Origin of the sequence: Bradyrhizobium sp. 195 (assembly GCF_023101665.1) — a bacterium.
Lineage (GTDB): Bacteria > Pseudomonadota > Alphaproteobacteria > Rhizobiales > Xanthobacteraceae > Bradyrhizobium.
In genome coordinates this window covers 5100309-5122346 of sequence record NZ_CP082161.1, presented here as the reverse complement: position 1 = coordinate 5122346, position 22038 = coordinate 5100309, and the positions used below count along the sequence as shown (strand labels likewise).

23 protein-coding genes are annotated in these 22038 nt (G+C 65.9%); 13 read left to right on the top strand and 10 right to left on the bottom strand.

The genetic code is table 11. The features are described from left to right. Positions 1–41 precede the first annotated feature (41 nt). A complete protein-coding gene (locus tag IVB26_RS23785) occupies positions 42–650 on the bottom strand; it encodes an FMN-dependent NADH-azoreductase (RefSeq protein ID WP_247967650.1) in 609 nt (202 codons plus the stop codon). Between the two features lie 83 nt (positions 651–733). On the opposite strand from IVB26_RS23785, the gene IVB26_RS23780 reads away from it, so the two are divergent. Continuing rightward, on the top strand, positions 734–1168 hold the full coding sequence (locus tag IVB26_RS23780) for a winged helix-turn-helix transcriptional regulator (RefSeq protein WP_247967649.1): 435 nt from the start codon (positions 734–736) through the stop codon (positions 1166–1168). On the opposite strand, the gene dprA is transcribed toward IVB26_RS23780, so the two are convergent. Next, positions 1165–2307, bottom strand: a complete 1143-nt coding sequence (gene dprA, locus IVB26_RS23775; RefSeq protein ID WP_247967648.1) for a DNA-processing protein DprA — start codon at positions 2305–2307, stop codon at positions 1165–1167. The two genes, IVB26_RS23780 and dprA, sit on opposite strands and share 4 nt — an antisense overlap. 90 nt (positions 2308–2397) lie before the next feature. Here dprA and IVB26_RS23770 point away from each other — a divergent pair, with 90 nt between their 5' ends. Then, entirely contained in the window at positions 2398–3642 is a 1245-nt protein-coding gene (locus tag IVB26_RS23770) for an amidase (protein ID WP_247967647.1), read from the top strand. Here IVB26_RS23770 and IVB26_RS23765 read toward each other — a convergent pair. From IVB26_RS23765 to IVB26_RS23750, 4 genes are all read right to left on the bottom strand, one after another. Beyond that, the gene (locus IVB26_RS23765) at positions 3634–4827 is read right to left on the bottom strand and encodes a patatin-like phospholipase family protein (RefSeq protein WP_247967646.1); all 1194 of its coding nucleotides are present in this window, start codon (positions 4825–4827) and stop codon (positions 3634–3636) included. The two genes, IVB26_RS23770 and IVB26_RS23765, sit on opposite strands and share 9 nt — an antisense overlap. A gap of 148 nt (positions 4828–4975) precedes the next feature. Further along, the gene (gene plsY / locus IVB26_RS23760; RefSeq protein WP_247967645.1) at positions 4976–5572 is read right to left on the bottom strand and encodes a glycerol-3-phosphate 1-O-acyltransferase PlsY; all 597 of its coding nucleotides are present in this window, start codon (positions 5570–5572) and stop codon (positions 4976–4978) included. Between the two features lie 47 nt (positions 5573–5619). Next, positions 5620–6921 carry a dihydroorotase gene (locus IVB26_RS23755; protein WP_247973261.1) on the bottom strand — a complete coding sequence of 434 codons (1302 nt, stop codon included), beginning with the start codon at positions 6919–6921 and terminating at the stop codon, positions 5620–5622. A gap of 5 nt (positions 6922–6926) precedes the next feature. Next, the gene (locus IVB26_RS23750) at positions 6927–7874 is read right to left on the bottom strand and encodes an aspartate carbamoyltransferase catalytic subunit (protein WP_028135931.1); all 948 of its coding nucleotides are present in this window, start codon (positions 7872–7874) and stop codon (positions 6927–6929) included. Positions 7875–8104: 230 nt separating this feature from the next. Between IVB26_RS23750 and IVB26_RS23745 the strand changes: the two genes are divergently transcribed. From IVB26_RS23745 to IVB26_RS23735, 3 genes are all read left to right on the top strand, one after another. Beyond that, positions 8105–8854, top strand: coding sequence for a M15 family metallopeptidase (locus tag IVB26_RS23745; protein ID WP_247967644.1), 750 nt, complete (start codon positions 8105–8107; stop codon positions 8852–8854). A 20-nt stretch (positions 8855–8874) separates the two neighbouring features. Next, a complete protein-coding gene (locus IVB26_RS23740; RefSeq protein WP_247967643.1) occupies positions 8875–10518 on the top strand; it encodes an acyl-CoA dehydrogenase family protein in 1644 nt (547 codons plus the stop codon). A 92-nt stretch (positions 10519–10610) separates the two neighbouring features. After that, positions 10611–11381, top strand: coding sequence for a CPBP family intramembrane glutamic endopeptidase (locus IVB26_RS23735; RefSeq protein ID WP_247967642.1), 771 nt, complete (start codon positions 10611–10613; stop codon positions 11379–11381). A 130-nt stretch (positions 11382–11511) separates the two neighbouring features. On the opposite strand, the gene IVB26_RS23730 is transcribed toward IVB26_RS23735, so the two are convergent. After that, a complete protein-coding gene (locus tag IVB26_RS23730; RefSeq protein WP_247967641.1) occupies positions 11512–12435 on the bottom strand; it encodes an AEC family transporter in 924 nt (307 codons plus the stop codon). Between the two features lie 3 nt (positions 12436–12438). Then, positions 12439–12930, bottom strand: coding sequence for a Holliday junction resolvase RuvX (gene ruvX / locus IVB26_RS23725; protein ID WP_247967640.1), 492 nt, complete (start codon positions 12928–12930; stop codon positions 12439–12441). A 45-nt stretch (positions 12931–12975) separates the two neighbouring features. On the opposite strand from ruvX, the gene IVB26_RS23720 reads away from it, so the two are divergent. After that, positions 12976–13233 (top strand): hypothetical protein, encoded by a 258-nt coding sequence (locus tag IVB26_RS23720; protein WP_247967639.1) that lies wholly within the window; start codon positions 12976–12978, stop codon positions 13231–13233. A 12-nt stretch (positions 13234–13245) separates the two neighbouring features. On the opposite strand, the gene IVB26_RS23715 is transcribed toward IVB26_RS23720, so the two are convergent. Together IVB26_RS23715 and IVB26_RS23710 are read right to left on the bottom strand one after the other, a co-directional pair. Continuing rightward, positions 13246–14181, bottom strand: coding sequence for a cyclase family protein (locus IVB26_RS23715; protein WP_247967638.1), 936 nt, complete (start codon positions 14179–14181; stop codon positions 13246–13248). A gap of 209 nt (positions 14182–14390) precedes the next feature. Continuing rightward, a complete protein-coding gene (locus IVB26_RS23710; protein WP_247967637.1) occupies positions 14391–15281 on the bottom strand; it encodes a LysR family transcriptional regulator in 891 nt (296 codons plus the stop codon). Positions 15282–15376: 95 nt separating this feature from the next. On the opposite strand from IVB26_RS23710, the gene IVB26_RS23705 reads away from it, so the two are divergent. The 7 genes from IVB26_RS23705 to gatB all read left to right on the top strand — a co-directional run bounded on the left by IVB26_RS23705 (position 15377) and on the right by gatB (position 21504). Then, positions 15377–16384: an NAD(P)H-dependent flavin oxidoreductase gene (locus IVB26_RS23705; protein ID WP_247967636.1), complete on the top strand. Its 1008-nt coding sequence runs from the start codon at positions 15377–15379 to the stop codon at positions 16382–16384. 136 nt (positions 16385–16520) lie between these two features. Then, entirely contained in the window at positions 16521–17597 is a 1077-nt protein-coding gene (locus tag IVB26_RS23700; RefSeq protein WP_247967635.1) for an NAD(P)H-dependent flavin oxidoreductase, read from the top strand. Between the two features lie 139 nt (positions 17598–17736). Beyond that, positions 17737–18024: an Asp-tRNA(Asn)/Glu-tRNA(Gln) amidotransferase subunit GatC gene (gene gatC, locus IVB26_RS23695; RefSeq protein WP_246931375.1), complete on the top strand. Its 288-nt coding sequence runs from the start codon at positions 17737–17739 to the stop codon at positions 18022–18024. An 18-nt stretch (positions 18025–18042) separates the two neighbouring features. After that, positions 18043–18255 carry a hypothetical protein gene (locus tag IVB26_RS23690; RefSeq protein ID WP_247967634.1) on the top strand — a complete coding sequence of 71 codons (213 nt, stop codon included), beginning with the start codon at positions 18043–18045 and terminating at the stop codon, positions 18253–18255. Then, complete coding sequence (gene gatA, locus IVB26_RS23685) at positions 18252–19727, top strand: Asp-tRNA(Asn)/Glu-tRNA(Gln) amidotransferase subunit GatA (RefSeq protein WP_247967633.1); 1476 nt, start codon at positions 18252–18254, stop codon at positions 19725–19727. Before IVB26_RS23690 ends, gatA begins: the two co-directional genes overlap by 4 nt. Then, complete coding sequence (locus IVB26_RS23680; RefSeq protein WP_247967632.1) at positions 19718–20023, top strand: hypothetical protein; 306 nt, start codon at positions 19718–19720, stop codon at positions 20021–20023. The genes gatA and IVB26_RS23680 overlap by 10 nt, the downstream gene beginning before the upstream one ends. Continuing rightward, the gene (gene gatB / locus IVB26_RS23675) at positions 20020–21504 is read left to right on the top strand and encodes an Asp-tRNA(Asn)/Glu-tRNA(Gln) amidotransferase subunit GatB (RefSeq protein ID WP_247967631.1); all 1485 of its coding nucleotides are present in this window, start codon (positions 20020–20022) and stop codon (positions 21502–21504) included. The genes IVB26_RS23680 and gatB overlap by 4 nt, the downstream gene beginning before the upstream one ends. Positions 21505–22038 lie beyond the last annotated feature (534 nt).

Below are 22038 nucleotides of genomic sequence, written 5' to 3'. Positions count from 1 at the left end.
CAACGAGCGAGTTGCGCCCGACGGTACAGCCGTCGCGAGCCCTATGCGGCGTGCAGGCTGGTTGCGGCCTGGAGCGCTCCGGTGAGCGCCTTCTCGCGATGTTCCGGCCCGACCTGGATGCCGTCGGCAATGATGAATTCGGCATCATGGATGCCCATGAAGCCGAACACGCCGCGCAGATAACTTTCGAGATGCTCCAGCGCCGCGGCAGGCGAGCCCGCGCCGTAATAGCCACCGCGCGAGATCGCGACGATCACGCGCTTGCCTCCGGCGAGCCCCTCGGGCCCGGTCGCGCCGTATTTGAAAGTCTTTCCCGCCACCAGGATGCGGTCGATCCAGGCCTTGAGTTGGCTCGGAATGGTAAAATTGTACATGGGCGCGCCGATCACGACGATGTCAGCGGCCAAAAACTCGTCCAGCGCAGCCGCGCTCGCGGCGAGGTCGGGCGCGAGTTCAGCCGGCACCGGGGCGCCTTGCGCGGCCGCAAGATGCGAGCCGGAGAGATGGGCGAGTGGGGTCTGGGTCAGGTCACGATAGGTGGCATCGAGGCCGGGCGTCGTCTGCCGGAGGCGGTCGACGATGGCGGCGGAAACCTGCCTTGAGACGGAGTGGGGGCCGAGCACGCTGGAGTCGATATGGAGGAGTTTCATTTGGGGTCACCTTGGTATATGTTTGTAACCAGGGCTACATGAGTGACTGTAGAAATCCCCGCAAGAACGCACTTTTTTGAGCCATGGGCACATTATTGAAACCTGAGAACACTGATTTGCCTGCCTCGCCGAGGCCAGATGCAAGGTCAGATACGAGACCGGACCCCAACCACGCGGACTGCCGCGGGGTGGCCTCCGTGTTGTCTCGCGTCGGCGATAAATGGAGCGTGTTCGTGATCATGATGCTCGGCGGCGGGCCGAAGCGCTTCAATGAGCTGAAGCGCATGATCAACGGCATCTCGCAGCGGATGCTGACCTTGACGCTGCGCGGGCTGGAGCGCGACGGCCTCGTCACGCGCACGATCTTTCCGACCATTCCGCCGCGCGTCGACTACGAGCTGACCGATCTCGGCCGCGGGCTGTCGCAGCCAGTCGAGGCCCTCGGCAGATGGGCGATGGAGCATCTCGCGCAGATCGAGGCTGCGCGGACACGTTTCGATCAGCGCAACGATAACTAGATCAGCGACACCAACCCGCCGCCGTGGCGTTCGAGCTTTCCGGCAAGCTCGAGCTCCAGCAGCACGGTGCGCACGATGGCGGGCGATGCGCCGGACATCCGCACGAGATCGTCGATCGTAACAGGGGCAGGACCAAGCAGGCCGGTGATCTGGTCGCGGTCATGCCCTTGCGGATCGCTCTCGAACGGCTCGCTGTCGGGCTCGCTCGCCGGATGCATCAGCGGGCGCTCCATGATCGGCTGGACCGCGTTGACGATGTCGGCGGCTTCCGTGACCAGCGTGGCGCCCTGCTTGATCAGATCGTTGGCGCCGGCGGCGCGCGGATCGAGCGGCGAGCCCGGCACCGCGAACACCTCGCGGCCCTGTTCGGCCGCCATGCGCGCGGTGATCAGCGAGCCCGAGCGGTGCGCGGCTTCCACCACGACCACGCCGAGCGAGGCGCCCGAGATCAATCGGTTGCGGCGAGGGAAGTCACGCGCGCGCGGCTCGTGGCCGAGCGGCATCTCGGAGATCGCGGCGCCCGCGTGGTCGAGGATCGCTGTGAGGAGATCGCCATGCTCGGGCGGATAGATGCAGTCATGGCCGCCTGCGAGCACCGCGACCGTGCCGCTCTCGACGCTGGTGCGATGCGCGGCCTGATCAACGCCGCGGGCGAGGCCGGAGATGACCACGAAGCCGGCTTCGCCGAGCTCACGCGCCAGCATGCCGGCGAATTTCAGCCCGGCGCCGGAAGCATTGCGCGAGCCGACGATCGCGATCATCGGCCGCATCAGGGTTTTCGTGTCGCCGCGCACTGCGAGCAGCGGCGGCCCATCGTCGATCATCGCCAGCCGCTCAGGATAACCGTCCTCGCCCGGCGCGAGCCAGGCGATGCCGAACTTGCGGCTCGCGGCAAGCTCGGCCTTGGCTTCATCGGCGCTGCAGATGCGTCCCGATCGCTGCGCGCCGCCGCGGCGCGCCAAATCAGGCAGCCGCTCCAGCGCGGCGCGCGCGGTGCCGAAATGATCGACCAGCGAGCGGAAGGTGCGCGGCCCGACATTGTCGGAGCGGATCAGCCGCAGGCGGTCGATCCGCTCAGCCTCGGTCAGCTCCACGCTCGGATTGATGGCGTCCACGGCGTCTCCTTGCAGGCATAGCATGGAACAACCTGAGGGCGTTGCGCAACAGTGACGTGTGCTTGCGCGACCTCGCCCCGATGCTAAAAGCGATCCAATAAGAAGGATGTTGCCATGATTTCACTCGCCGACCTCCAGCGCCGCATCGAAGCGGGCGAGTTGTCGCCCGATGCCGCCATCGCGCAATCGCACGCGGCGATCGAGGCCAGAGAGAAGGACGTCCGTGCGTTCGTCCGTCACGACAAGGCTGCCAAGGCACAAGCATCCGGCCCGCTGCGGGGCATTGCGGTCGGCATCAAGGACATCATCGACACCGCCAATATGCCGACCGAGATGGGTTCGGAGATCTATCGCGGCTGGCAGCCGCGCTCGGACGCGCCTGTGGTGATGATGCTGAAGCGGGCGGGGGCCACCATCATCGGCAAGACCACGACGACCGCGTTCGCCTCGCGCGATCCGACCCCGACGCTCAATCCACACAATCTCGGCCATTCGCCGGGCGGCTCCTCCTCGGGTTCGGCGGCGGCCGTCGGCGCCGGCATGATCCCGCTGGCGCTGGGCACCCAGACCGGCGGCTCGGTGATCCGGCCCGCGGCGTATTGCGGGACCGCTGCGATCAAGCCGTCGTTCCGCATGCTGCCGACGGTCGGCGTCAAATGTTACTCGTGGGCACTCGACACCGTCGGCCTGTTCGGCGCGCGTGCGGAGGATCTCGCGCGCGGACTTTTGGCGATAACGGGCCGCAGCGAATTTTCCGGCATCGCTCCGGCGAAGTCGCCGCGCATCGGCGTGGTCAGGCAGGAATTCGCCGGCGCCGTGGAGCCTGCGGCGGAAGAAGGCTTGCTGGCCGCGATCAAGGCGGCGGAGCGCGCAGGTGCCAGCGTGCAGGCCATTGATCTGCCCCAGGCGGTGCAGGAGGCCTGGCGCATCCATCCGGTCATCATGGAATTCGAGGCGCATCGCGCGCTGGCCTGGGAGTTTTCCGAGCGTCACGACGAGATCGCGCCGCTGCTGCGCGCCAGCCTCGATGCGACGGCCCATCTGACGCCGAAGGAGTATGACGAGGCGCGCCGGATCAGCCGCCGCGGCCGCCGCGAGCTCGGCGAGCTGTTCGAGGGTTTCGACGTGCTGCTCACCTATTCCGCGCCTGGCACGGCGCCTGCCAAGGAGCTCGCGACCACGGGCGATCCCCGCTACAACCGGCTCTGGACGTTGATGGGCAATCCTTGCGTCAACGTGCCGGTGCTGAAGGTGAGTGGCCTGCCGATCGGCGTGCAGGTGATCGCGCGCTTCGGCAACGATGCGCATGCGCTGGCGACGGCGTGGTTCCTGGAGGACGCGCTGGCGAAGTCAGGCTAGCGCCGGTTCGGCCGCGGGCAATCTGCGTTGGGCCGCGTTGCTCGTCGCGCTTTGCCCGAGCCAGCGCTCGGCGGCTGCGCGGCCGCTCCGGTGCAAGAGGCGAATGAAGCCGTGGCCGAGATCGGTCGATGAGCGCTGGGCCAGGCCGTCAACGGAATCTTCTGCCGCGATCCTGGTGAGCCGCAGCGAAGATACTGCGTGCGACTGCCCCCATGCGATCGCGGCGATCTCGGCATTGAGCGCGGCGTTGGCCGCGATCTGGTCGAGCCGGCGATCGATCGCGGCGAGGGTGATCGGCACGTAGCTGTCGCGCGCCGGCGTAACCTGGACGAGCAGGACGTCGGAGGTCGTCGTCTCCTGCGCCAGCCGCAGCAAAGGCGGATTGCCGCCGAAGCCGCCGTCCCAATAGGCCTCGCCGTCGATCTCGACGGCGCAGTGAACCAGCGGCGGACAGGTCGAGGCCAACGCGACGTCGGCGGTCAGGGCGTCGTTGCGGAAGATCTGCTGCTGACCGTCGCGGATCCGCGTCGCCGCGATCAGCAGATTTGGACAGCGGGCCCCGCGCAACGCGGAAAAGTCGATGTCGCGCGACAGCGCCTGCCGCAGCGGATCGAGATCGAACGGATCGAACTGGCCGGAGCGCAACGTCGGGCCGAATGCGACCGAGCTTCCCGCCGGCGAAAAGCCGCCGACCAGCATCAGCGAGCGAAACGAGGCTTCGTGCATCAGGCGGAGCCAGAACCGGTTCAGCCGGCTACGTGCAGCTTCGCGGCCGCCCTCCGCGAGGCCGGAGGCGAGCAGGAGCGCATTGATGGCGCCGGCACTGGCGCCGCTGATCGTGTCGATCTCGATGGGGTCTTCCAGCAGCCGCTCCAGCACGCCCCATGTGAAGGCGGCAAAGGTGCCGCCGCCCTGGAGCGCCAGCGATAGTCTTCGCGGCGGCCATTGGTCGGAGCGTGCCTGCGCGTGCCCGACCGGCGTAGCTCTGGTCTCGACCTCGGCCGTCACAGGCGCTTGCGCGATCACATCGGGCTCCGCCGCGGGCGGCAAGACCGGAACAGGCTTTGGCGAAGGCGAGGGCCCGTCGGACCAGATATTGGTCGTCGAGAGCAGCCGGCTTGCTGCGGTGCAGGAAGCACCCAGCGAACCAACTCCGTCATGCGCGTCGACAATCTTCTCGCTCATTCTGAGCAACCGCGTAACGCCATCTCGGCCGTCAGGATGACAGGCCCCGGACCCGTTCGCCAATACAACCGTGATTCGGCCGCAAGTTGCGAACAGGATTTGGCATATAATGCAGAAGGGTCGCTTCGGTATCCGTAGATGCCCGGCTTCAAGCCTTCTCGCCGATCCGGCTTTCCTTGCCCCCTTGCAACCGCTTGATGTTCTCGCGATGCGCGTAGAACAAGAGCAGCGTCAGCACCGCGAACAATGCTGCGAGCGCGAGATGGCCGAACCACCACAGGAACATCGGCGTGATGAACGCCGCGACCAGCGCCGACAGCGAGGAATAGCGGGTGGTGAAGGCGGTCGCGAGCCAAAGCAGGCAGAACACCAGTGCGCCGGGCCAGAACAGGCCGAGCAGGATGCCGATATAGACGGCGACGCCCTTGCCCCCTTTGAACTTCAGCCAGACCGGGAAGAGATGGCCGAGGAACGCGCCGAGCCCGGCCACCATCGCGGCGTTGGGGCCGGCAAGGTAACCGGCGATCACCACGGCCACCGTGCCCTTGAGCGCGTCGAGCAGCAGGGTGCCCGCGGCGAGGCTCTTGCGTCCGGTGCGCAGCACATTGGTGGCGCCGATGCTGCCGGAGCCGATCGAGCGGATATCCTGCGTGCCGGCGAGCCTGGTCAGCACCAGGCCGAACGGAATCGAGCCGAGCAGGTAGCCGATGACGAAAGCCACCGGCAGGAACGCTTCAAGCCCCATGGCGGCAGCTCCAAAGGCTGGATCTCAATATCGAGGGATCGCGCACGTCAGACATGCTCATACACCGTCCGGCCACCGACAATGGTGCGCACCACGCGGCCTGTAAAGCGGGCCTCGTCGAACGGGGTGTTCTTGCAGGGCGATTTCAGGTCGGCTGGATCGACCACCCAGGGCACGTCGGGGTCGATCACGATGACGTCGGCCGGGCTGCCTGCGCGCAGGGTTCCGCCAGGCAGGCCGAGCAACTCGGCCGGGCGGGTCGACATCGCCCGGATCAGCGTCTTCAGTTCCAGCTCGCCGTTGTGAACGAGGCGCAGGCCGGCGGGCAGCATGGTTTCAAGACCGACGGCGCCGGGAGCGGCTTCCGCGAACGGCAGGCGCTTGACCTCGACGTCCTGCGGATTGTGGTCGGACATGATGACGTCGAGAAGGCCGGAGGCGATTGCGGCCACCAGCGCGCGGCGGTCGTTCTCGGTGCGCAGCGGCGGCGACAGTTTCAGGAACGACCGGTAGGGGCCGATGTCGTTCTCGTTCAGCGCAAGATGGTTGATCGAGACCGAGGCGCTGACGGGGAGCCCGGCATCGCGGGCGCGCTGGAGGACATCGAGCGACTCGATGCAGGTCAGCGCGGCCGCGTGATAGCGGCCGCCGGTCAACGCCACGAGGCGCATGTCGCGTTCGAGGATCACCGCCTCGGCGGCATTCGGGATGCCCACCAGGCCGAGCCGCGATGCGAACTCGCCCTCGTTCATCACGCCCTCGCCGACGAGATCGGGGTCCTCGGTGTAGTGGACGATCAGCGCGTCGAAATCGCGCGCATAGGTCAGCGCGCGGCGCATCACCTGCGCATTGGTCACGCTTCTGGCGCTATCGCCGAAGGCGACGGCGCCCGCGGCCTTCAACAGGCCGAACTCGGTCATCTCCTCGCCGTGCATGCCCTTGGTGAGGGCGGCCATCGGCTGGATGTTGACGATCGCGGTGTCGCGGGCGCGGCGCATCACGAAGTCGACGGTCGCCGAGTTATCGATCACCGGAGACGTGTCGGGCTGGCAGATGATGGTGGTGATGCCGCCGGTCGCAGCCGCCTGGCTCGCGGTTGCAAAGGTCTCGCGATGGCTGAAGCCCGGCTCGCCGACGAAGGCACGCATGTCGATCAGGCCGGGCGCGACGACCTTGCCGGAGCAGTTGACGATGTCGGTGCCCTCGGGGACGCCGGCAGCGCCAATGCCGCGGCGGGTCTCGCGGATGATGCCATCGGCGATGAGGACGTCGCCGAGACCGTCGAAATCCCTGGAGGGATCGACGACGCGGGCGTTGGCGAGCAGGATGGGGCGGCGATCGGTCAACATCGGCATCACGCGTTCGGCAGGTTACGGGCGAGCGCTTCCAGCACCGCCATGCGGACGGCGACGCCCATCTCCACCTGTTCGCGGATCAGGGACTGCGCGCCGTCGGCCACGATCGAGTCGATCTCCACGCCGCGGTTCATGGGGCCGGGATGCATCACGAGTGCATCCGGCTTGGCGTAGGCGAGTTTCTTCTGGTCGAGCCCGAAATAGTGGAAATACTCGGACGACGAGGGCACGAAGGAGCCGTTCATGCGCTCGCGCTGCAGCCGCAGCATCATGACGATATCAGCGCCGTTGAGGCCCTCGCGCATGTCGCGCGCGACCTCGACGCCCATCCGCTCGATGCCGGGCGGCAGCAGCGTGGTGGGGCCGACCACGCGGACGCGGGCGCCCATCGTGTTGAGCAGAATGATGTTGGAGCGGGCGACGCGCGAATGCAGCACGTCGCCGCAGATCGCGACCACGAGCCCTTCGATGCGGCCCTTGTTGCGGCGGATGGTGAGCGCGTCGAGCAAGGCTTGTGTCGGATGCTCATGCGCGCCGTCGCCGGCATTGATCACGGAACCGTCAACCTTGCGCGCCAGCAGTTCCACCGCGCCGGAGGCGTGATGGCGCATCACCAGGATGTCCGGATGCATCGCGTTCAGCGTCATCGCGGTGTCGATCAGCGTCTCGCCCTTCTTCATGGACGAGGAGGACACCGACATGTTCATCACGTCGGCACCCAAGCGCTTGCCTGCGAGCTCGAACGAGGATTGGGTCCGGGTGGAGGCCTCGAAGAAGAGGTTCACCTGCGTCCGTCCCCGCAGGACGGTGCGCTTCTTGTCAACCTGACGGTTGAGCTCGACATATTCTTCGGACAGGTCGAGGAGGCCGGTGATGTCGGCCGCGGAAAGGCCCTCGATGCCCAGCAAATGCCGGTGGCCGAGGACGAAGGTCGATTTCGATGTCATTAAAGCGAGAGCTATAGGCGCGGATGGCTGGGGGAGCAAGGGCCAATGCCGGGGCCGGGAGTTATCCCCTGATAGTCCTACCTCCTCCGTCATGCCCGGGCTTGTCCCGGGCATCCACGTTCTTCTATCGCATTGACGCAATAAGAACGTGGATGGCCGGGCATAGGCGAGCGGAAGCGACGCCGTCCTTCAGACGGCTATGCCCGGCCATGACGAAGTTGGGGCTTCCGATGAAAACGACTCCGATCGCGCTCTTGGCCGCAATGACGATCAGCGCAGCCCAAGCCCAGTCGCTCCCCGGCGGCTTCGCCTATCTGCGCGACATCGATCCCGGCATCGTCCAGGACATCCGCTACGCCACCTCGAACAATTTCGTCGGGCGTCCGCTCGCCGGCTATGGCGCCGGCGAATGCGTGGTGAAGCGCGAGGTGGGGCTGCGGCTGAAGGCGGTTCAAGAAGAGCTGACCGCGCAAAACCTGTCGCTCAAGATGTTCGACTGCTACCGGCCGGCGCGGGCCTCGCTCGACATGGTCAAGTGGTCGCAGAACGGCCACGAGACCGCCGCCGAGCGGCGCTACAATCCAAAGATCCCGAAGACCGAGCTGTTCCGCCTGGGCTACATCGCGAGCCGCTCGCAGCACTCCACCGGTGCAGCACTCGATCTCACGCTGGTCGATCTCAAAGCTGACAATTCGGGCAAGTACGACCCGTCAAGGACCTATGCCGACTGCACCGCGCCGGTCGAGACGCGCGCGCCGGAAGGCAGCGTCGACATGGGCACCGGCTACGACTGCACCGACACGAAAGGCCATACCGCGGCACCGTCGATCACGTCCGAGCAGCGCATCTGGCGCAAGCGGCTGGTCGCTGCGATGGCCAGGCAAGGCTTTGTGAACTATTCGAAGGAGTGGTGGCATTTTTCCCTGCCAGGGGCCGGTGGGGCAGCCTATGATTTCCCGATCCAGCCGCGCCGGAACTAAAGTCCGCGCCGAGGAAACTGATGACCCAGCCGAGCTTCGCGACCCACGAGGTCTTCAATCAATCGCCCCCGTTCGAGGATGTTGACCTGTTCGCCATGGATCGGCCGCTGGTCGAGGCGGTCAAGGCCAATGGCGGTGCGGCGGCTGAACGTGAGCTGTCCGCGTTCGGCAAGCAATGGGGCTCGGCCGCGATGGCCGACCGCGGGCGCGCCGCGAACGAGAACACGCCAAAGCTGCGCACCTTCGATGCCAAGGGCAACCGGCGCGACCAGGTCGAGTTTCATCCCGCCTATCACGAGCTGATGGCGCATTCTGCGCACGCCGGCGTCCACAATTCGACCTGGACCGCGGATGGAAAGCCTGCGGGCGATGCCGCCGAAGTCATTCGGGCGGCAAAATTCTACATGGCGTCGCAGGTTGAGACGGGGCATCTGTGCCCGATCACAATGACGCGCGCCTCCGTCGGTGCGCTCGCGACGCAGCCGGACCTGCTCGCGCGCGTGATGCCGGTGCTGTCGACCAGGAGCTACGACCCGAGCTTCGCGCCGTGGTGGGACAAGCGCGGCATGACGCTCGGCATGGGGATGACCGAGAAGCAGGGCGGCACCGACGTGCGCGCCAACGTGACCCGCGCGGTGCGCGAGGGCGAGGTCTATCGCATCACCGGCCATAAATGGTTCATGTCGGCGCCGATGTGCGATGCGTTCCTGGTGTTGGCGCAGGCCGATGGCGGGCTGACCTGTTTCTTCATGCCGCGCTTCGCGCCGGATGGCTCGGTGAATGCGATCCAGTTCCAGCGGCTGAAGGACAAGCTCGGCAATCGCTCCAACGCCTCGTCCGAGGTCGAATTCACAGGTGCCTACGCCGAACGGATCGGCGAGGAGGGCAAGGGCATCCGCACCATCATCCAGATGGTGCAGCTGACGCGGCAGGATTGCGCGATCGCCTCCGTCGGCCTGATGCGCTCGGGGCTGGCGCATGCGCTGCATCACGCCCGCCACCGCAGCGTGTTCCAGAAGCATCTCGCCGACCAGCCGCTGATGCAGGCCGTGCTGTCGGACATGGCGTTGCATGTCGAGGCGAGCACGGCCCTGGTGATGCGGCTCTGCCGCGCCTTCGACCGCACGCCGCAGGATGCGGCGGAGGCCGCCTATATGCGGCTGCTGACGCCCGCCATCAAATACTGGACCTGCAAGAGCGCGCCGCCGTTCCTCTATGAAGCCATGGAATGCCTCGGCGGCAATGGCTACGTCGAGGACGGCATTCTGGCGCGGCACTATCGGGAGTCGCCGGTCAACGCGATCTGGGAAGGCTCGGGCAACGTGATGTGCCTCGACGTGCTTCGCGCGCTGGCACGCGAACCGGAGCCGGCGACGGCTGTGCTGCAATCGCTCGCAGGCGAGACGAAGGGCTTGCCCGGGGCTGGGGAGACGGTCGCGTTTATCGGTAAGATGTTTCGGCGCGCCGATGGCGAGCGTGTCGCGCGCCTTGCGGTCGAGAAGCTGGCGCTGCTTGCGGCTGCTGCGGCGCTCAACGGCGTGTCGCCGCGCCATGCCGAACTGTTCGCGAGCACGCGTCTCGCAACCAATCACGCCAGCATGTACGGCGCCGTGGAGCTGGAGAACGGTGACGTGCATGCGCTGCTGGAGCGCGCGCTGCCGTGAATAGGCACGGTCTTTCCACAACGTCATGGCCGGGCCTGACCCGGGCATGACGACCCCTCGAATAGTTTGCCCGACCTAGCGAAAGCCCGCTGATGGACACCCTCAATCCCGATCATCCGCCGCTGACCGTGACGCCTGCGGAACAGGCGCCTCGCGTCTGGAAGTTCTGGGGCACGGCGCTGTGGGGCCTCTTCGTCTTCGTCGCGATGTTTGTCGGGCAGATTGGCGCCGTCGTTCTGCTGGCGGCGCAGCGTGGCCTTCCCATGGACCTCGCCTCGGTCCAGCTCGTCGGCCACGAGCCCCAGACGCTCGCGCTGTCGGTCATCATGGGCCTGCCGGCGACGCTTTTCGCGGTGTGGCTCGCCATTGCCATCAAGAAGGCCTCCTTCGTCGACTATCTCGCGCTGCATTGGCCGTCCTGGAAGCAGCTCCTGTTCGGTGCCGTCGGCCTCATCCTGATCGTGCTGGCCTGGGAGACGATGTCGCGCGCGCTCGGCCGCGAGGCGACGCCGGGCTTCATGACCGATCTCTTGAAATCGGGCCGCGACAAGGGCGCAGCGTTGTTGCTTCTGTTCGCCTTCAGCGTGGCCGCGCCGATGTCGGAAGAGATTCTGGCGCGCGGCTTCCTCTATCGCGGCTGGTCGGCGAGCTTCCTGCGGGTACCGGGCGCGATCCTGTTGTCGTCGCTGGTCTGGACAGTCGTGCACCTGCAATACGACATGTACTTCCTCGCCGAGGTCTTCACCATCGGCCTGTGGTTCGGCTACATGCGTTATCGCGCGAGCTCGCTCTGGCTCACCATCATCCTGCACGCGCTGAACAATTTGACCGCGGTGGTGCTGACGATGTGGCTGGGGAGCTAACTCCGCACTCCGTCATTGCGAGCGCAGCGAAGCAATCCAGAATCCCTCCGCGGAAAGACCCTGGATTGCTTCGTCGCTAGGGCTCCTCGCAATGACGGTGTGAGAGAGGTGCGTCCCCAAATGACGCGTTCTACGCCACCAGCGCGATCGCGATCGGCATGGTGATCGCCGCCAGAATAGTCTGCAGCGTGATGATCTGCGCCAGCAGCGGCGCGTCGCCGCCCATCTGGCGGGCGAGGACATAGGCGCTCGACGAGGTCGGGACCGCCGAGCAGATCGCGACGATCGCCAGGCTCTCGCCCGACAGCCCGAACCAGACGGCGAGGACGAGGGCAAGTGCCGGCATCAGCACCAGCTTGAAGACGACGCCGATCGCAGCGCTGGCGCTCGGGCGCAGCAGGCCTTCGAGATGCAATCCCGCGCCGGTGACGAGCAGGCCGATCGCGAGCGAGGAGCGGCTGAGCGCGTCCGCCACCTCATGCCAGAGTTTTGGCAGCGGCAGGTGGGTGACATTGACCAGGAGCCCGATCGCACAGGCCCAGATCAGGGGATTGCGGACCAATGTCATGACGATGGCGCGGCCTGACTGCTTCTCGGGCGCGGCATAGTGCGCGAGCACGGCGACGCTGAACACGTTGACGAGAGGAATGATGGCGACCATGGCCACGGAGGCGAGCGCCAGCCCGACGTCGCCGAACATGTTGGCGCAGACGGACAGCCCGACGAAGGTCTGCCAGCGTGTCGCGCCCTGGAAGATCGAGGTGAAGGCGGGGCCGTCGATGCCGAGCCGCGCCAGGGCGGGGCGGAGCGCGAGGCATAGCAGCGACATCGCGAGCGCCGACAGCAGCAGCGCGCCGCCGACGCCGGCGACCGGCACCCTGGAAAGGTCGGCCTTCACCAGCGTCTGGATCAGCAGCATCGGAAACAGCACGAAATAGGTCAGCCGCTCCAGCCCGTGCCATTGCGTGTCGAGCCGCATCAGGCTGCGCTTCAGCACGACACCGAGCACGATGAGGATGAAGACCGGCAGCAGCGCCGCGATCACGACGGCCATGGATCAGTCAGTCCCCGAGGCGGCGCGAAGATTGGCGAGGCGGTCGAGCGCGCCTTGCAGGATGAAGATCGCGGCATGCTCGTCGATCACCTCGGCGCGCTTGGCGCGGCTGACGTCCATGCCGATCAGCTCGCGCTCGACCGCCGCAGTCGAAAGGCGCTCGTCCCAGAGGCCGATGGGAAGCGCGGTCAGGCCGGCCAGGTTGCGGGCGAAGGCGCGGGTGGATTGCGCGCGCGGGCCCTCGCTGCCGTCCATGTTGATGGGCAGGCCCAGCACGAAACCGGCGGCCTTGCGTTCGGCCGCGATTGCGAGAAGGCGGGCGGCGTCCTGCTTGAACGCCTTGCGCTGGACCGTCTCGACGCCGGTCGCAAGCCGCCGGTCCGGGTCGGACACGGCGATGCCGATGGTCTTGGTGCCCAGATCGAGCCCGACCAGCGCGCCGCGCGCGGGCCAGTGGGTTGCAGCATCGACGAGAGGCAGGATAAGAGCCGGCATGGCCTAGCGCATATCACGCGTCGCGCCGCGGAGTGAACCCGGAACATGGATGCGCTGACATTATTCGGCCTGTTCGCCGTGACGGCGATGCTGGTCTGTTATGCGATGGAAGATCGCAGCCATTGGTTCGTGCTGCTGTTCGCGGCGTCCTGCGCGCTCGGCTCAGCCTACGGTTTTCTCCAGGGCGCCTGGCCGTTCGGCTTGGTCGAAGCGATCTGGTCCGTCGTCGCGCTGCGGCGGTGGCACCTCCAGGCCGCGGTAAGAAAGGGGGCGGGCGAGGGCACTTGCGGTCCCCGCCCGTGAGAAGCTTGTCGCTCAGCGGATCGCGATCGGATTGATGATCGCCTGTACGCCGCCGGTCCAGCGCGGCTGTCCCAGCACGAACAGGAATTCGTAACCCTTGTCCCGGGCGAGCGCGGCGGTGTCCATGTTCTCGAGGATGTAGGTCCCGTTCATCGCAAGCAGGATCTGGTGCACCTCGAACACGTTCTTGGATTCGAACGGCAGCACCTCGAGGCCCCAGGTGTCGGCACCGACCGCGACGACCCCCTTGCCGGTGAGGTACTTCGCGCCTTCGACGCCGAGGCCGGGCTCGCCCGCCGAATAGCGCTTGTCGTCCCTGCCGATCAGGCTGAGCCAGCCGGTGTGGAAGATCACGACGTCGCCTTGCCGGATCTCGACGTTCTGCTGCTTGGCGGCTTCCTCGATTTCCTTGACGTTGAAGGCGGTGCCCTCCTTGACCACGTCGGTTTTGAAGTAGGCCGCCATGTCGAGCAGCACGCCGCGCGTCACCATCGGCGGCACCTTTTCGATGCCGAGCTTCTTCAATCCGTTCGGGTCGGCGAAATCAGCGAGCTTGTTGCCGTTGTAATAGACGTGCTCGACGCCAAGATGGCCGAGCCCGTCGAGTTGGCTGCCGATGCCGACCCAGGTGTCGAGGATGTCGTCGTTATAGGTCGCCTTGTTGGGACCGAGACCCGGACTGCCGGCCTGTCCGGGCTGCACGATGGTGAGCTTGAACGCGCGCGGCGGATAGGCCGGCGTCTGCGGCGTGACTGGAATGCCGAGTGCGTAGGTCTTGCCGGTCTTCACCAGCGAGGCGGCCTTCAGCACGAGTTCGGGCGTCATGTAGTTGGCGGCGCCGATCTCGTCGTTCGGCCCCCATTTCGATTTGGTCCAATCCTGTGCGCTTGCAGTTCCAGATATCGCCGACAACGCGGCGACGCAGCACAACACGAAGGTATTGCGCATCGATAGTCCTCCCAATGTTTTTGCCGATGTTTGGCTTCGTTATGGTTTCGCGCTTGGCCAGTGACGCATCGTAGCGCAGAAGGAGCGCGCGCTTCAAAATGATTCAACGCGCTGTGCCGCGAGAGCTGAACGCAGCGCAACGCGCAATCGATTCAAGTACGACAGATTTGTGACAACGAAATTTCGCGCGATGGAACGAAAGCGTCGCGTCAGGCGGCGATGACGTCTTCGTCCTGCTTCAGGCATGCGGCAAAACCGCAGAGTGCGCTGGTTCGATGTCCGGCGGAGCGTTGGATGAAGAGTGTCTCGACGCGCGCATGCGAGGCGCTCAACGCGTGGATCGAGACGCTGCCATTCATGGCGCTGCGTTCGACGACCGCACGGGGCAGTAGCGTCACGCCCATGTCGGCGGCGACGCAGCCGATCATGCCGTCGAGCGTGCCGAGCTCGAAGCGTGCGGCCGAAGGCCAGCCGAAATCGACGAAGATCTGCTCGAGCCGTTGGCGGTAGGTGCAGCCGGTGCGGAACACCAGCGCGGTCGGCCCGGACTCCGGCGTGCCGGCGCGCAGCTCGGCAAGCGAGCTCCAGCGCCGCGCGCTGACCAGCACCAGCTCCTCGCGGAAGGCGCTCGTCGCCGTGAGGTCGACATGCGCGATCGGACCTGCGACGAAGGCACCGTCGAGCCCACCTTCGAGCACGCCTGCCACGAGGTCGGCCGTGGTTGCGGTGCGCAAGGAAAGCCGCACGGCGGGAAAGCGGCGGTGGAAGTCGGCGAGCAGCGGCGGCAGCCGCACCGCCGCGGTCGTTTCCATCGAGCCGATCGCAAGCGGTCCCTTTGGCTCGCCATCGTCGCGCGCGGCGAGCACGGCCTCGCGCGACAACGCGGCCATCCGTTGTGCATAGGGCAGGAGGCGCTTGCCGGCGCCGGTCAGCGTCATGCCGCGGCTGTGGCGTTCGAACAGCGCCGTGCCGATCTCCGCCTCCAGCGCCTTCACGCGCTGGGTGACGTTCGACTGCACCGTGTTGAGCTCTTCGGCGGCGCGGGTGATGCCGCCGGTACGGGCGACGGCGGCAAAGGTCTGGAGATCGCTGAGTTCCATGGCCCGTTTCTCTTTTGAGATGGCAGCGTTCTGTAGAATTCAATTTTGCAGAATGTTATTCGCGCCTAGTCTTCCTGTCCAGAGTGGGAGAACCCATGCCGATTGCCACGCCGCTGACGGAGCTTCTGGGGATCAGGCATCCGATCCTGTCGGCGCCCATGGATACGATCGCTGGCAGCCGGCTGACCCGCGCGGTCAGCGAGGCCGGCGGATTCGGCATCCTGGGTGGCGGATACGGTGACCCTGTTCGACTTCAGACAGAGGCCGCAGAGCTGAAGGGCTTTGCGCCGTTCGGTATCGGCTTCATCACCTGGAGCCTGGCGAAACAGCCCGAACTGCTCGACATCGCGCTCGACGCTCGCCCGCAGGCCATCATGCTGTCATTCGGCGATCCCGCGCCGTTCGCGCCGCGCATCGCGGCGAGCGGTGCGCGACTGATCTGTCAAGTACAGAGCGAGGACATGGCCAAGCAGGCGCTCGATGCCGGCGCGGAGATCCTGATCGCACAGGGCACCGAAGCCGGCGGCCATGGCGGATCGCGCACCACGGTCGACATCGTGCCCGCGATCGTCGATCTGGCGGCCGGACGTGTGCCTGTCGTCGCGGCCGGCGGGATCGCCGACGGCCGGGGTCTCGCCGCAATGATGATGCTGGGCGCATCCGGCGTGCTGATCGGCACGCGCTTCTACGCCAGCGTGGAGGCCAACGGCGCGCAGGAGGCCAAGCAGCGCATTGGCATGGCGAGCAGCAACGACACGGTGCGCGGCGTTGTCGCTGACTGGTCGCGAAGCCTGTTCTGGCCGGCCCCGTTCACGGCACGAACGCTGGTCAACGACCATATCAGGCACTGGACCGGCCGCGAGATCGAGCTCATGCAACGCGCTGGCGAGGTCGCTGTGGAATATGCTGCGGCGAAGGCCGCTGGCAATTTCGAGGTCGCAGCCGTCTTTGCCGGCGAGGCGGTTGGGCTGATCCATGATATTCCGCCCGCAGCCGAGATCGTCGAGCGGATTGCGATCGAAGCGGAGCAGTTGCTGGAAGGGCGGCGGAATTCGGTGAGAGGAGTTCTTCCTTCTCCCCTTGTGGGAGAAGGTGGCGCGTAGCGCCGGATGAGGGGTATCTCCCCGCAAACTTAGTCTGGTGATTGAGGAGAGATACCCCTCACCCGTCTCGCCGCTGCGCGGCGATCCACCCTCTCCCACAAGGGGAGAGGGGAAGAGCGAATACGAGGCAAGAACCATGTGGCCTGACCGTCGATTGATCGACCTCTTCAAGACCGAATTTCCGATCGTGCTGGCGCCGATGGCCGGAGTGATGGATGCCGAGCTGGTGATCGCCGTGGCGGAAGGCGGAGGGCTCGGTTCGTTGCCGAGTGCGATGCTATCGCCGGAGAAGGCGCGGGAGCAGGTCAAGCTCATTCGTCAGCGCGTGAAGGCGCCGGTGAACATGAACTTCTTCTGCCACACGCCGGTTGACCTTACGGCCGACGCCGAGGCGCGCTGGAAGCAGCGGCTCGCGGGCTATTACACCGAGCATGGCCTCGATCCCTCGGCGCCGATCACTGCCGCGAACCGTGCGCCGTTCGATGCCTCTTTCTGCGAGGTCGTCGAGGAGCTGAAGCCGGAAATCGTCAGCTTCCATTTCGGCCTGCCGGACGCGACGCTGCTCAAGCGCGTCAAGGCGGCCGGCTGCCTCGTCATTTCGTCGGCAACGACGGTGAAGGAAGCGGTCTGGCTGGAACAGCACGGCGCCGATGCCGTTATCGCGCAAGGCGCGGAGGCCGGCGGTCATCGCGGCATGTTCCTGACCGACAAGATCGCCGAGCAGCCCGGCACGTTTGCGCTGGTGCCGCAGGTCGTCGATGCCGTGAAGGTGCCGGTGATAGCTGCCGGCGGCATCGCCGACGGGCGCGGCATTGCCGCCGCTTTCGCGCTCGGTGCCTCAGGCGTGCAGATCGGCAGCGCTTATCTGCGCTGTCCGGAATCCAAGGTCAGTGCGGGAGGCCGCAAGGCGCTGGCCGAGGCGCGGGACGATTCCACCGTCATCACCAATGTGATGACCGGCCGTCCGGCGCGCGGGGTCCAGAACCGGCTGATGCGCGAGGCCGGCCCGGTCTCGCCGGATGCGCCGCCCTTTCCCCATGCCGCGACCGCGCTGGCGCCGCTCAAGGCGGCTGCCGAAAAGCAGGGCAGGGTGGACTTCACCAATCTCTGGGCGGGCCAAGCTGTGGCCCTCAGCCGCGAGGTCCCGGCGGCTGAATTGACCCGGGATCTGGCCAGATCGGCGCTGGCCCGCATGAAAGCGCTGGCCGGTTAGGTGTTCTAGGTTCTTGTTGCGCATGATCTTTTCGGAAAACCGCGCCACACTTTTCCGGATCATGCGCTAGCGCCGGTTGCGGCGCAAAACCGGCCTCTGCTATACGGCACATAGGTTTTGCCGTGAGAGGCCTTATATAATGTCCGTCGACGCCGCTACCGTCCGCCGCATCGCGCATCTGGCGCGCATTGCGGTTTCCGAGGGCGAGGTTCCGCATCTTCAGGGCGAGCTCAATGCCATGCTCGCCTTCGTCGAGCAGCTTTCGGAAGTCAATGTCGAGGGCGTGGAGCCGATGACCTCGGTCACCCCGATGCAGATGAAGAAGCGGCCGGACGTGGTCGATGACGGCGAGATCGCCGACGATATCGTTGCCAACGCGCCCGCGACCGAAGGTCACTTCTTCCTGGTGCCCAAGGTTGTTGAGTAGTTCTTAGGACCAAGTCCGATGTGCATGCTTTGCGATGATGAAAAGGCCTATCAGGCCTACATGAACTATCTCGACAAGATGGAACGGCAGGGCAAGGCTGCCGACCCCAACGTCGCCGTCAATGCCGTGCTCGACGACATCGAGGCCGCCGCGAAAGCAGCCGCCAGGAAAGACGACCCGGCCAACGACAAGACCCTGTCTCCGTTCTTCTGCAGCCCGATCAATAAATGACCGATTTGACATCGCTGACGCTCGCCGAGGCCCGCAAGGGTCTCGCCGACAAGACTTTCACGTCCCTCGAGTTGACCGACGCGCACCTCTCCGCGATCGAAGCCGCGCGCGTGCTCAATGCCTTCGTGATGGAGACGCCGGACCGGGCGCGCGACATGGCGCGCGAGGCCGATGGCAAGATCGCCAAGGGTGAGGCGGGCCCGCTCGCGGGCATCCCGCTCGGCATCAAGGATCTGTTCGCGACCAAGGGCGTGCGCACCACGGCGTGCTCGAAGATCCTCGGCAACTTCGTGCCGACCTATGAGTCCACGGTGACCTCGCAGCTTTGGCGCGACGGTGCCGTGATGCTTGGCAAGCTCAACAACGACGAGTTCGCGATGGGCTCGGCCAACGAGACCTCGTGCTTCGGTCCCGTCGGCAATCCCTGGCGGCGCGAGGGAAGCAACACGACGCTGGTGCCGGGCGGTTCGTCCGGCGGTTCGGCCTCGGCCGTGGCGGCGCTGCTGTGCATGGGTGCGACCGCGACCGACACCGGCGGCTCGATCCGCCAGCCGGCGGCGTTCACCGCGACCGTCGGGATCAAGCCGACCTATGGCCGCTGCTCGCGCTGGGGCATCGTCGCCTTTGCGTCCTCGCTCGATCAGGCAGGTCCCATTGCGCGCAGCGTGCGCGACAGCGCGATGCTGCTGCGTTCGATGGCCGGGCACGATCCGAAGGACACGACCTCCGTTGACGTTCCGGTACCGGACTATGAGGCCGCGATCGGCAAGTCCGTGAAGGGCATCAGGATCGGCATTCCCAGGGAATACCGCCTCGACGGCATGCCGGCCGAGATTGAGAAGCTGTGGAGCGAGGGCGCGGCCTGGCTGAAGGCGGCCGGCGCCGAGCTCGTCGAGGTGTCGCTGCCGCACACCAAGTACGCGCTGCCGGCGTATTACATCGTGGCGCCGGCGGAGGCCTCCTCCAACCTCGCGCGCTATGATGGCGTCCGCTACGGCCCGCGCGAGCAGGCGAAGAACATCAACGAGCTCTATGAGAACACCCGTGCTGAAGGTTTTGGCGCGGAGGTGAAGCGCCGTGTCATGATCGGCACCTATGTGCTCTCGGCCGGCTATTACGATGCGTATTATCTCCGTGCGCAAAAGGTGCGCACGCTGATCAAGAAAGATTTTGAGGATTGCTTCGCGAAAGGCGTCGACGCGATCCTGACGCCGGCAACGCCCTCGGCGGCCTTCGGTATCGGCGAGAAGGGCGGTGCCGATCCGGTCGAGATGTACCTGAACGACATCTTCACGGTGACCGTGAACATGGCGGGCCTGCCCGGCATCGCCGTGCCCGCCGGCAAGGACGCGCAGGGCCTGCCGCTCGGCTTGCAGCTGATCGGCCGTCCCTTCAACGAGGAGACATTGTTCTCGCTCGGCGAGGTGATCGAGCAGGCGGCCGGCCGCTTCACCCCCGCGAGGTGGTGGTGAATGTCGCCGCGTTCATCGCGAGCCTCGACGGCGCGGCGCCCGCGCCGGACCTGAACGCGCCGCTCGCCGGTCTCTGGTGGGCCGCCAAGGGCGACTGGGACCGCGCGCACAAGATCGTTCAGGACGAGAGCAGCCGCGAGGCGGCCTGGGTGCACGCTTACCTGCACCGCGTCGAAGGCGATCTCGGCAATGCCGGCTACTGGTACCGCCAGGCTGGGCAGGTCGCCGCGAAGGATTCATTGGAAGCGGAGTGGGAGCGGATGGTTTCCGCGCTGCTCGGGGATGGAAAAGCATGAACACGTCAGTCAGACAGGGAAAACTGATCAAGGGCCAGACCGGCGATTGGGAAGTCGTGATCGGCATGGAGGTGCATGCTCAGGTCACCTCGCAGTCGAAACTGTTCTCCGGGGCCGCGACCGAATTCGGCGGCGAGCCCAACAGCCATGTCTCGCTGGTTGACGCGGCGATGCCGGGCATGCTGCCTGTCATCAACGGGGAGTGCGTCAGGCAGGCTGTCCGAACCGGGCTCGGTCTCAACGCCGCGATCAATTTGCGCTCGGTGTTCGACCGCAAGAACTATTTCTATCCGGACTCGCCGCAGGGCTACCAGATCAGCCAGTACAAATCGCCGATCGTCGGCGAGGGCGACGTCGTCGTCGAACTGGACGGTGGCAAGGTCGCCACCATCGGTATCGAGCGGCTGCATCTGGAGCAGGATGCAGGCAAATTGCTGCACGACCAGTCGCCGACCATGTCCTTTGTCGACCTCAATCGCTGCGGCGTTGCGTTGATGGAGATCGTGTCAAAACCCGACATCCGCGATGCCGAGCAGGCCAAGGCCTATGTGACCAAGCTGCGCTCGATCCTGCGCTATCTCGGCACCTGCGACGGCGACATGGAGAAGGGAAGCTTGCGGGCCGACGTCAACGTCTCGGTGCGCAAGCCCGGCGGGCCGCTCGGCACCCGCTGCGAGATCAAGAACATGAACTCGATCACCTTCATCGGGCAGGCGATCGAGTACGAGGCGCGGCGCCAGATCGAGATCCTCGAGGACGGCGGCGCCATTGACCAGGAGACGCGGCTCTATGACCCCAACAAGGGCGAGACCCGCTCGATGCGCTCCAAGGAAGAGGCGCATGACTACCGCTACTTCCCCGACCCGGACTTGCTGCCGCTGGAGTTCAGTCAGGCGTTCGTCGACGCGCTGAAGGCGGAGCTGCCGGAGCTGCCGGACCAGAAGAAGACGCGCTTCGTCGCCGACTTCGGCCTGTCAGCCTATGATGCGAGCGTGCTGGTCGCCGAGCGCGAGAGCGCGGTGTTCTACGAGACCGTGCTCGACAGGCTCGCCAACCGCGCGCGCGACGGCAAGATGGCGGCGAACTGGGTGATCAACGAGCTGTTCGGCCGCCTCAACAAGGAAGGCCGGGATATTACGGACTCTCCCGTCAACGCCGAGCAGCTGGCTGCGATCATCGACCTGATCGGCGAGGGCACGATCTCCGGCAAGATCGCCAAGGATCTGTTCGAGATCGTCTGGCAGGAGGGCGGCGATCCCCGCGCACTGGTGGAAAGCCGCGGCATGAAGCAGGTGACCGACCTCTCGGCGATCGAGAAGGTGGTCGACGACATCATCGCGGCCAATCCCGACAAGGCCGCGCAGGTGAAGGACAAGCCGCAGTCGCTCGGCTGGTTCGTCGGCCAGGTGATGAAGGCGTCCGGCGGCAAGGCCAACCCGCAGAGCGTCAACGAACTGCTCAAGTCCAAGCTCGGCGTCTAGCGTCGCGCGTTCGAACGAGGTGATGGAGCGTGTCCGTCACCTCGCTTTCCGTTCGCGGCGCGACGCTCGCACGCATCCTCGGCGGCGAACTTCATCCCGATCAGACGCGATGTGACGACCGAATCGCGGTCACGCGATTCGCGCCAAACGGCGGCCCGCGCGCGCTTCGACGAGGGCTCGCGGCGTTAAGCATGAAAATATTTTCGTTGCCAAAAGTCGCGACTCAGAGTCCGCGAAACGCCCTTGCGAGGCGATCGCGCGCGTCGCGACACGCATCGTCGCGTTGATCATGCGCAATGCGTTAGTGCAGGAAAATACTTTCTGCATAGTGTTTTCCTGCAATCACTAGTCTGGCGAACACCGATGACGCGGCCACTCTCTGCGATCGCACGAACGCGTCATGCAGTGCGCTTGCGTCGCACTCGCCAAGCGCACGCGCGTTGCGTCGTCAACACTTCTTTAAGCGAGACGCTGTTTTTTTCGTTGTGTTGGTGTATTCGGGATGAGTGCATTCGATCCCCGACTGCACGCAGC

What these genes read in the sequence shown, in the direction of transcription:
- IVB26_RS23705 (WP_247967636.1), top strand. Translation starts at nt 15,377, where the DNA reads ATGCCGATTGCCACGCCGCTGACGGAGCTTCTGGGGATCAGGCATCCG.
- IVB26_RS23735 (WP_247967642.1), top strand. Translation starts at nt 10,611, where the DNA reads ATGGACACCCTCAATCCCGATCATCCGCCGCTGACCGTGACGCCTGCG.
- gatA (WP_247967633.1), top strand. Translation starts at nt 18,252, where the DNA reads ATGACCGATTTGACATCGCTGACGCTCGCCGAGGCCCGCAAGGGTCTC.
- gatB (WP_247967631.1), top strand. Translation starts at nt 20,020, where the DNA reads ATGAACACGTCAGTCAGACAGGGAAAACTGATCAAGGGCCAGACCGGC.
- plsY (WP_247967645.1), bottom strand. Translation starts at nt 5,572, where the DNA reads ATGGGGCTTGAAGCGTTCCTGCCGGTGGCTTTCGTCATCGGCTACCTG.
- IVB26_RS23785 (WP_247967650.1), bottom strand. Translation starts at nt 650, where the DNA reads ATGAAACTCCTCCATATCGACTCCAGCGTGCTCGGCCCCCACTCCGTC.
- IVB26_RS23745 (WP_247967644.1), top strand. Translation starts at nt 8,105, where the DNA reads ATGAAAACGACTCCGATCGCGCTCTTGGCCGCAATGACGATCAGCGCA.
- IVB26_RS23700 (WP_247967635.1), top strand. Translation starts at nt 16,521, where the DNA reads ATGTGGCCTGACCGTCGATTGATCGACCTCTTCAAGACCGAATTTCCG.
- IVB26_RS23750 (WP_028135931.1), bottom strand. Translation starts at nt 7,874, where the DNA reads ATGACATCGAAATCGACCTTCGTCCTCGGCCACCGGCATTTGCTGGGC.
- gatC (WP_246931375.1), top strand. Translation starts at nt 17,737, where the DNA reads ATGTCCGTCGACGCCGCTACCGTCCGCCGCATCGCGCATCTGGCGCGC.
- IVB26_RS23740 (WP_247967643.1), top strand. Translation starts at nt 8,875, where the DNA reads ATGACCCAGCCGAGCTTCGCGACCCACGAGGTCTTCAATCAATCGCCC.
- IVB26_RS23755 (WP_247973261.1), bottom strand. Translation starts at nt 6,921, where the DNA reads ATGTTGACCGATCGCCGCCCCATCCTGCTCGCCAACGCCCGCGTCGTC.
- dprA (WP_247967648.1), bottom strand. Translation starts at nt 2,307, where the DNA reads ATGCTATGCCTGCAAGGAGACGCCGTGGACGCCATCAATCCGAGCGTG.
- IVB26_RS23690 (WP_247967634.1), top strand. Translation starts at nt 18,043, where the DNA reads ATGTGCATGCTTTGCGATGATGAAAAGGCCTATCAGGCCTACATGAAC.
- IVB26_RS23730 (WP_247967641.1), bottom strand. Translation starts at nt 12,435, where the DNA reads ATGGCCGTCGTGATCGCGGCGCTGCTGCCGGTCTTCATCCTCATCGTG.
- IVB26_RS23720 (WP_247967639.1), top strand. Translation starts at nt 12,976, where the DNA reads ATGGATGCGCTGACATTATTCGGCCTGTTCGCCGTGACGGCGATGCTG.
- IVB26_RS23780 (WP_247967649.1), top strand. Translation starts at nt 734, where the DNA reads ATGGGCACATTATTGAAACCTGAGAACACTGATTTGCCTGCCTCGCCG.
- IVB26_RS23715 (WP_247967638.1), bottom strand. Translation starts at nt 14,181, where the DNA reads ATGCGCAATACCTTCGTGTTGTGCTGCGTCGCCGCGTTGTCGGCGATA.
- IVB26_RS23765 (WP_247967646.1), bottom strand. Translation starts at nt 4,827, where the DNA reads ATGAGCGAGAAGATTGTCGACGCGCATGACGGAGTTGGTTCGCTGGGT.
- IVB26_RS23710 (WP_247967637.1), bottom strand. Translation starts at nt 15,281, where the DNA reads ATGGAACTCAGCGATCTCCAGACCTTTGCCGCCGTCGCCCGTACCGGC.
- ruvX (WP_247967640.1), bottom strand. Translation starts at nt 12,930, where the DNA reads ATGCCGGCTCTTATCCTGCCTCTCGTCGATGCTGCAACCCACTGGCCC.
- IVB26_RS23770 (WP_247967647.1), top strand. Translation starts at nt 2,398, where the DNA reads ATGATTTCACTCGCCGACCTCCAGCGCCGCATCGAAGCGGGCGAGTTG.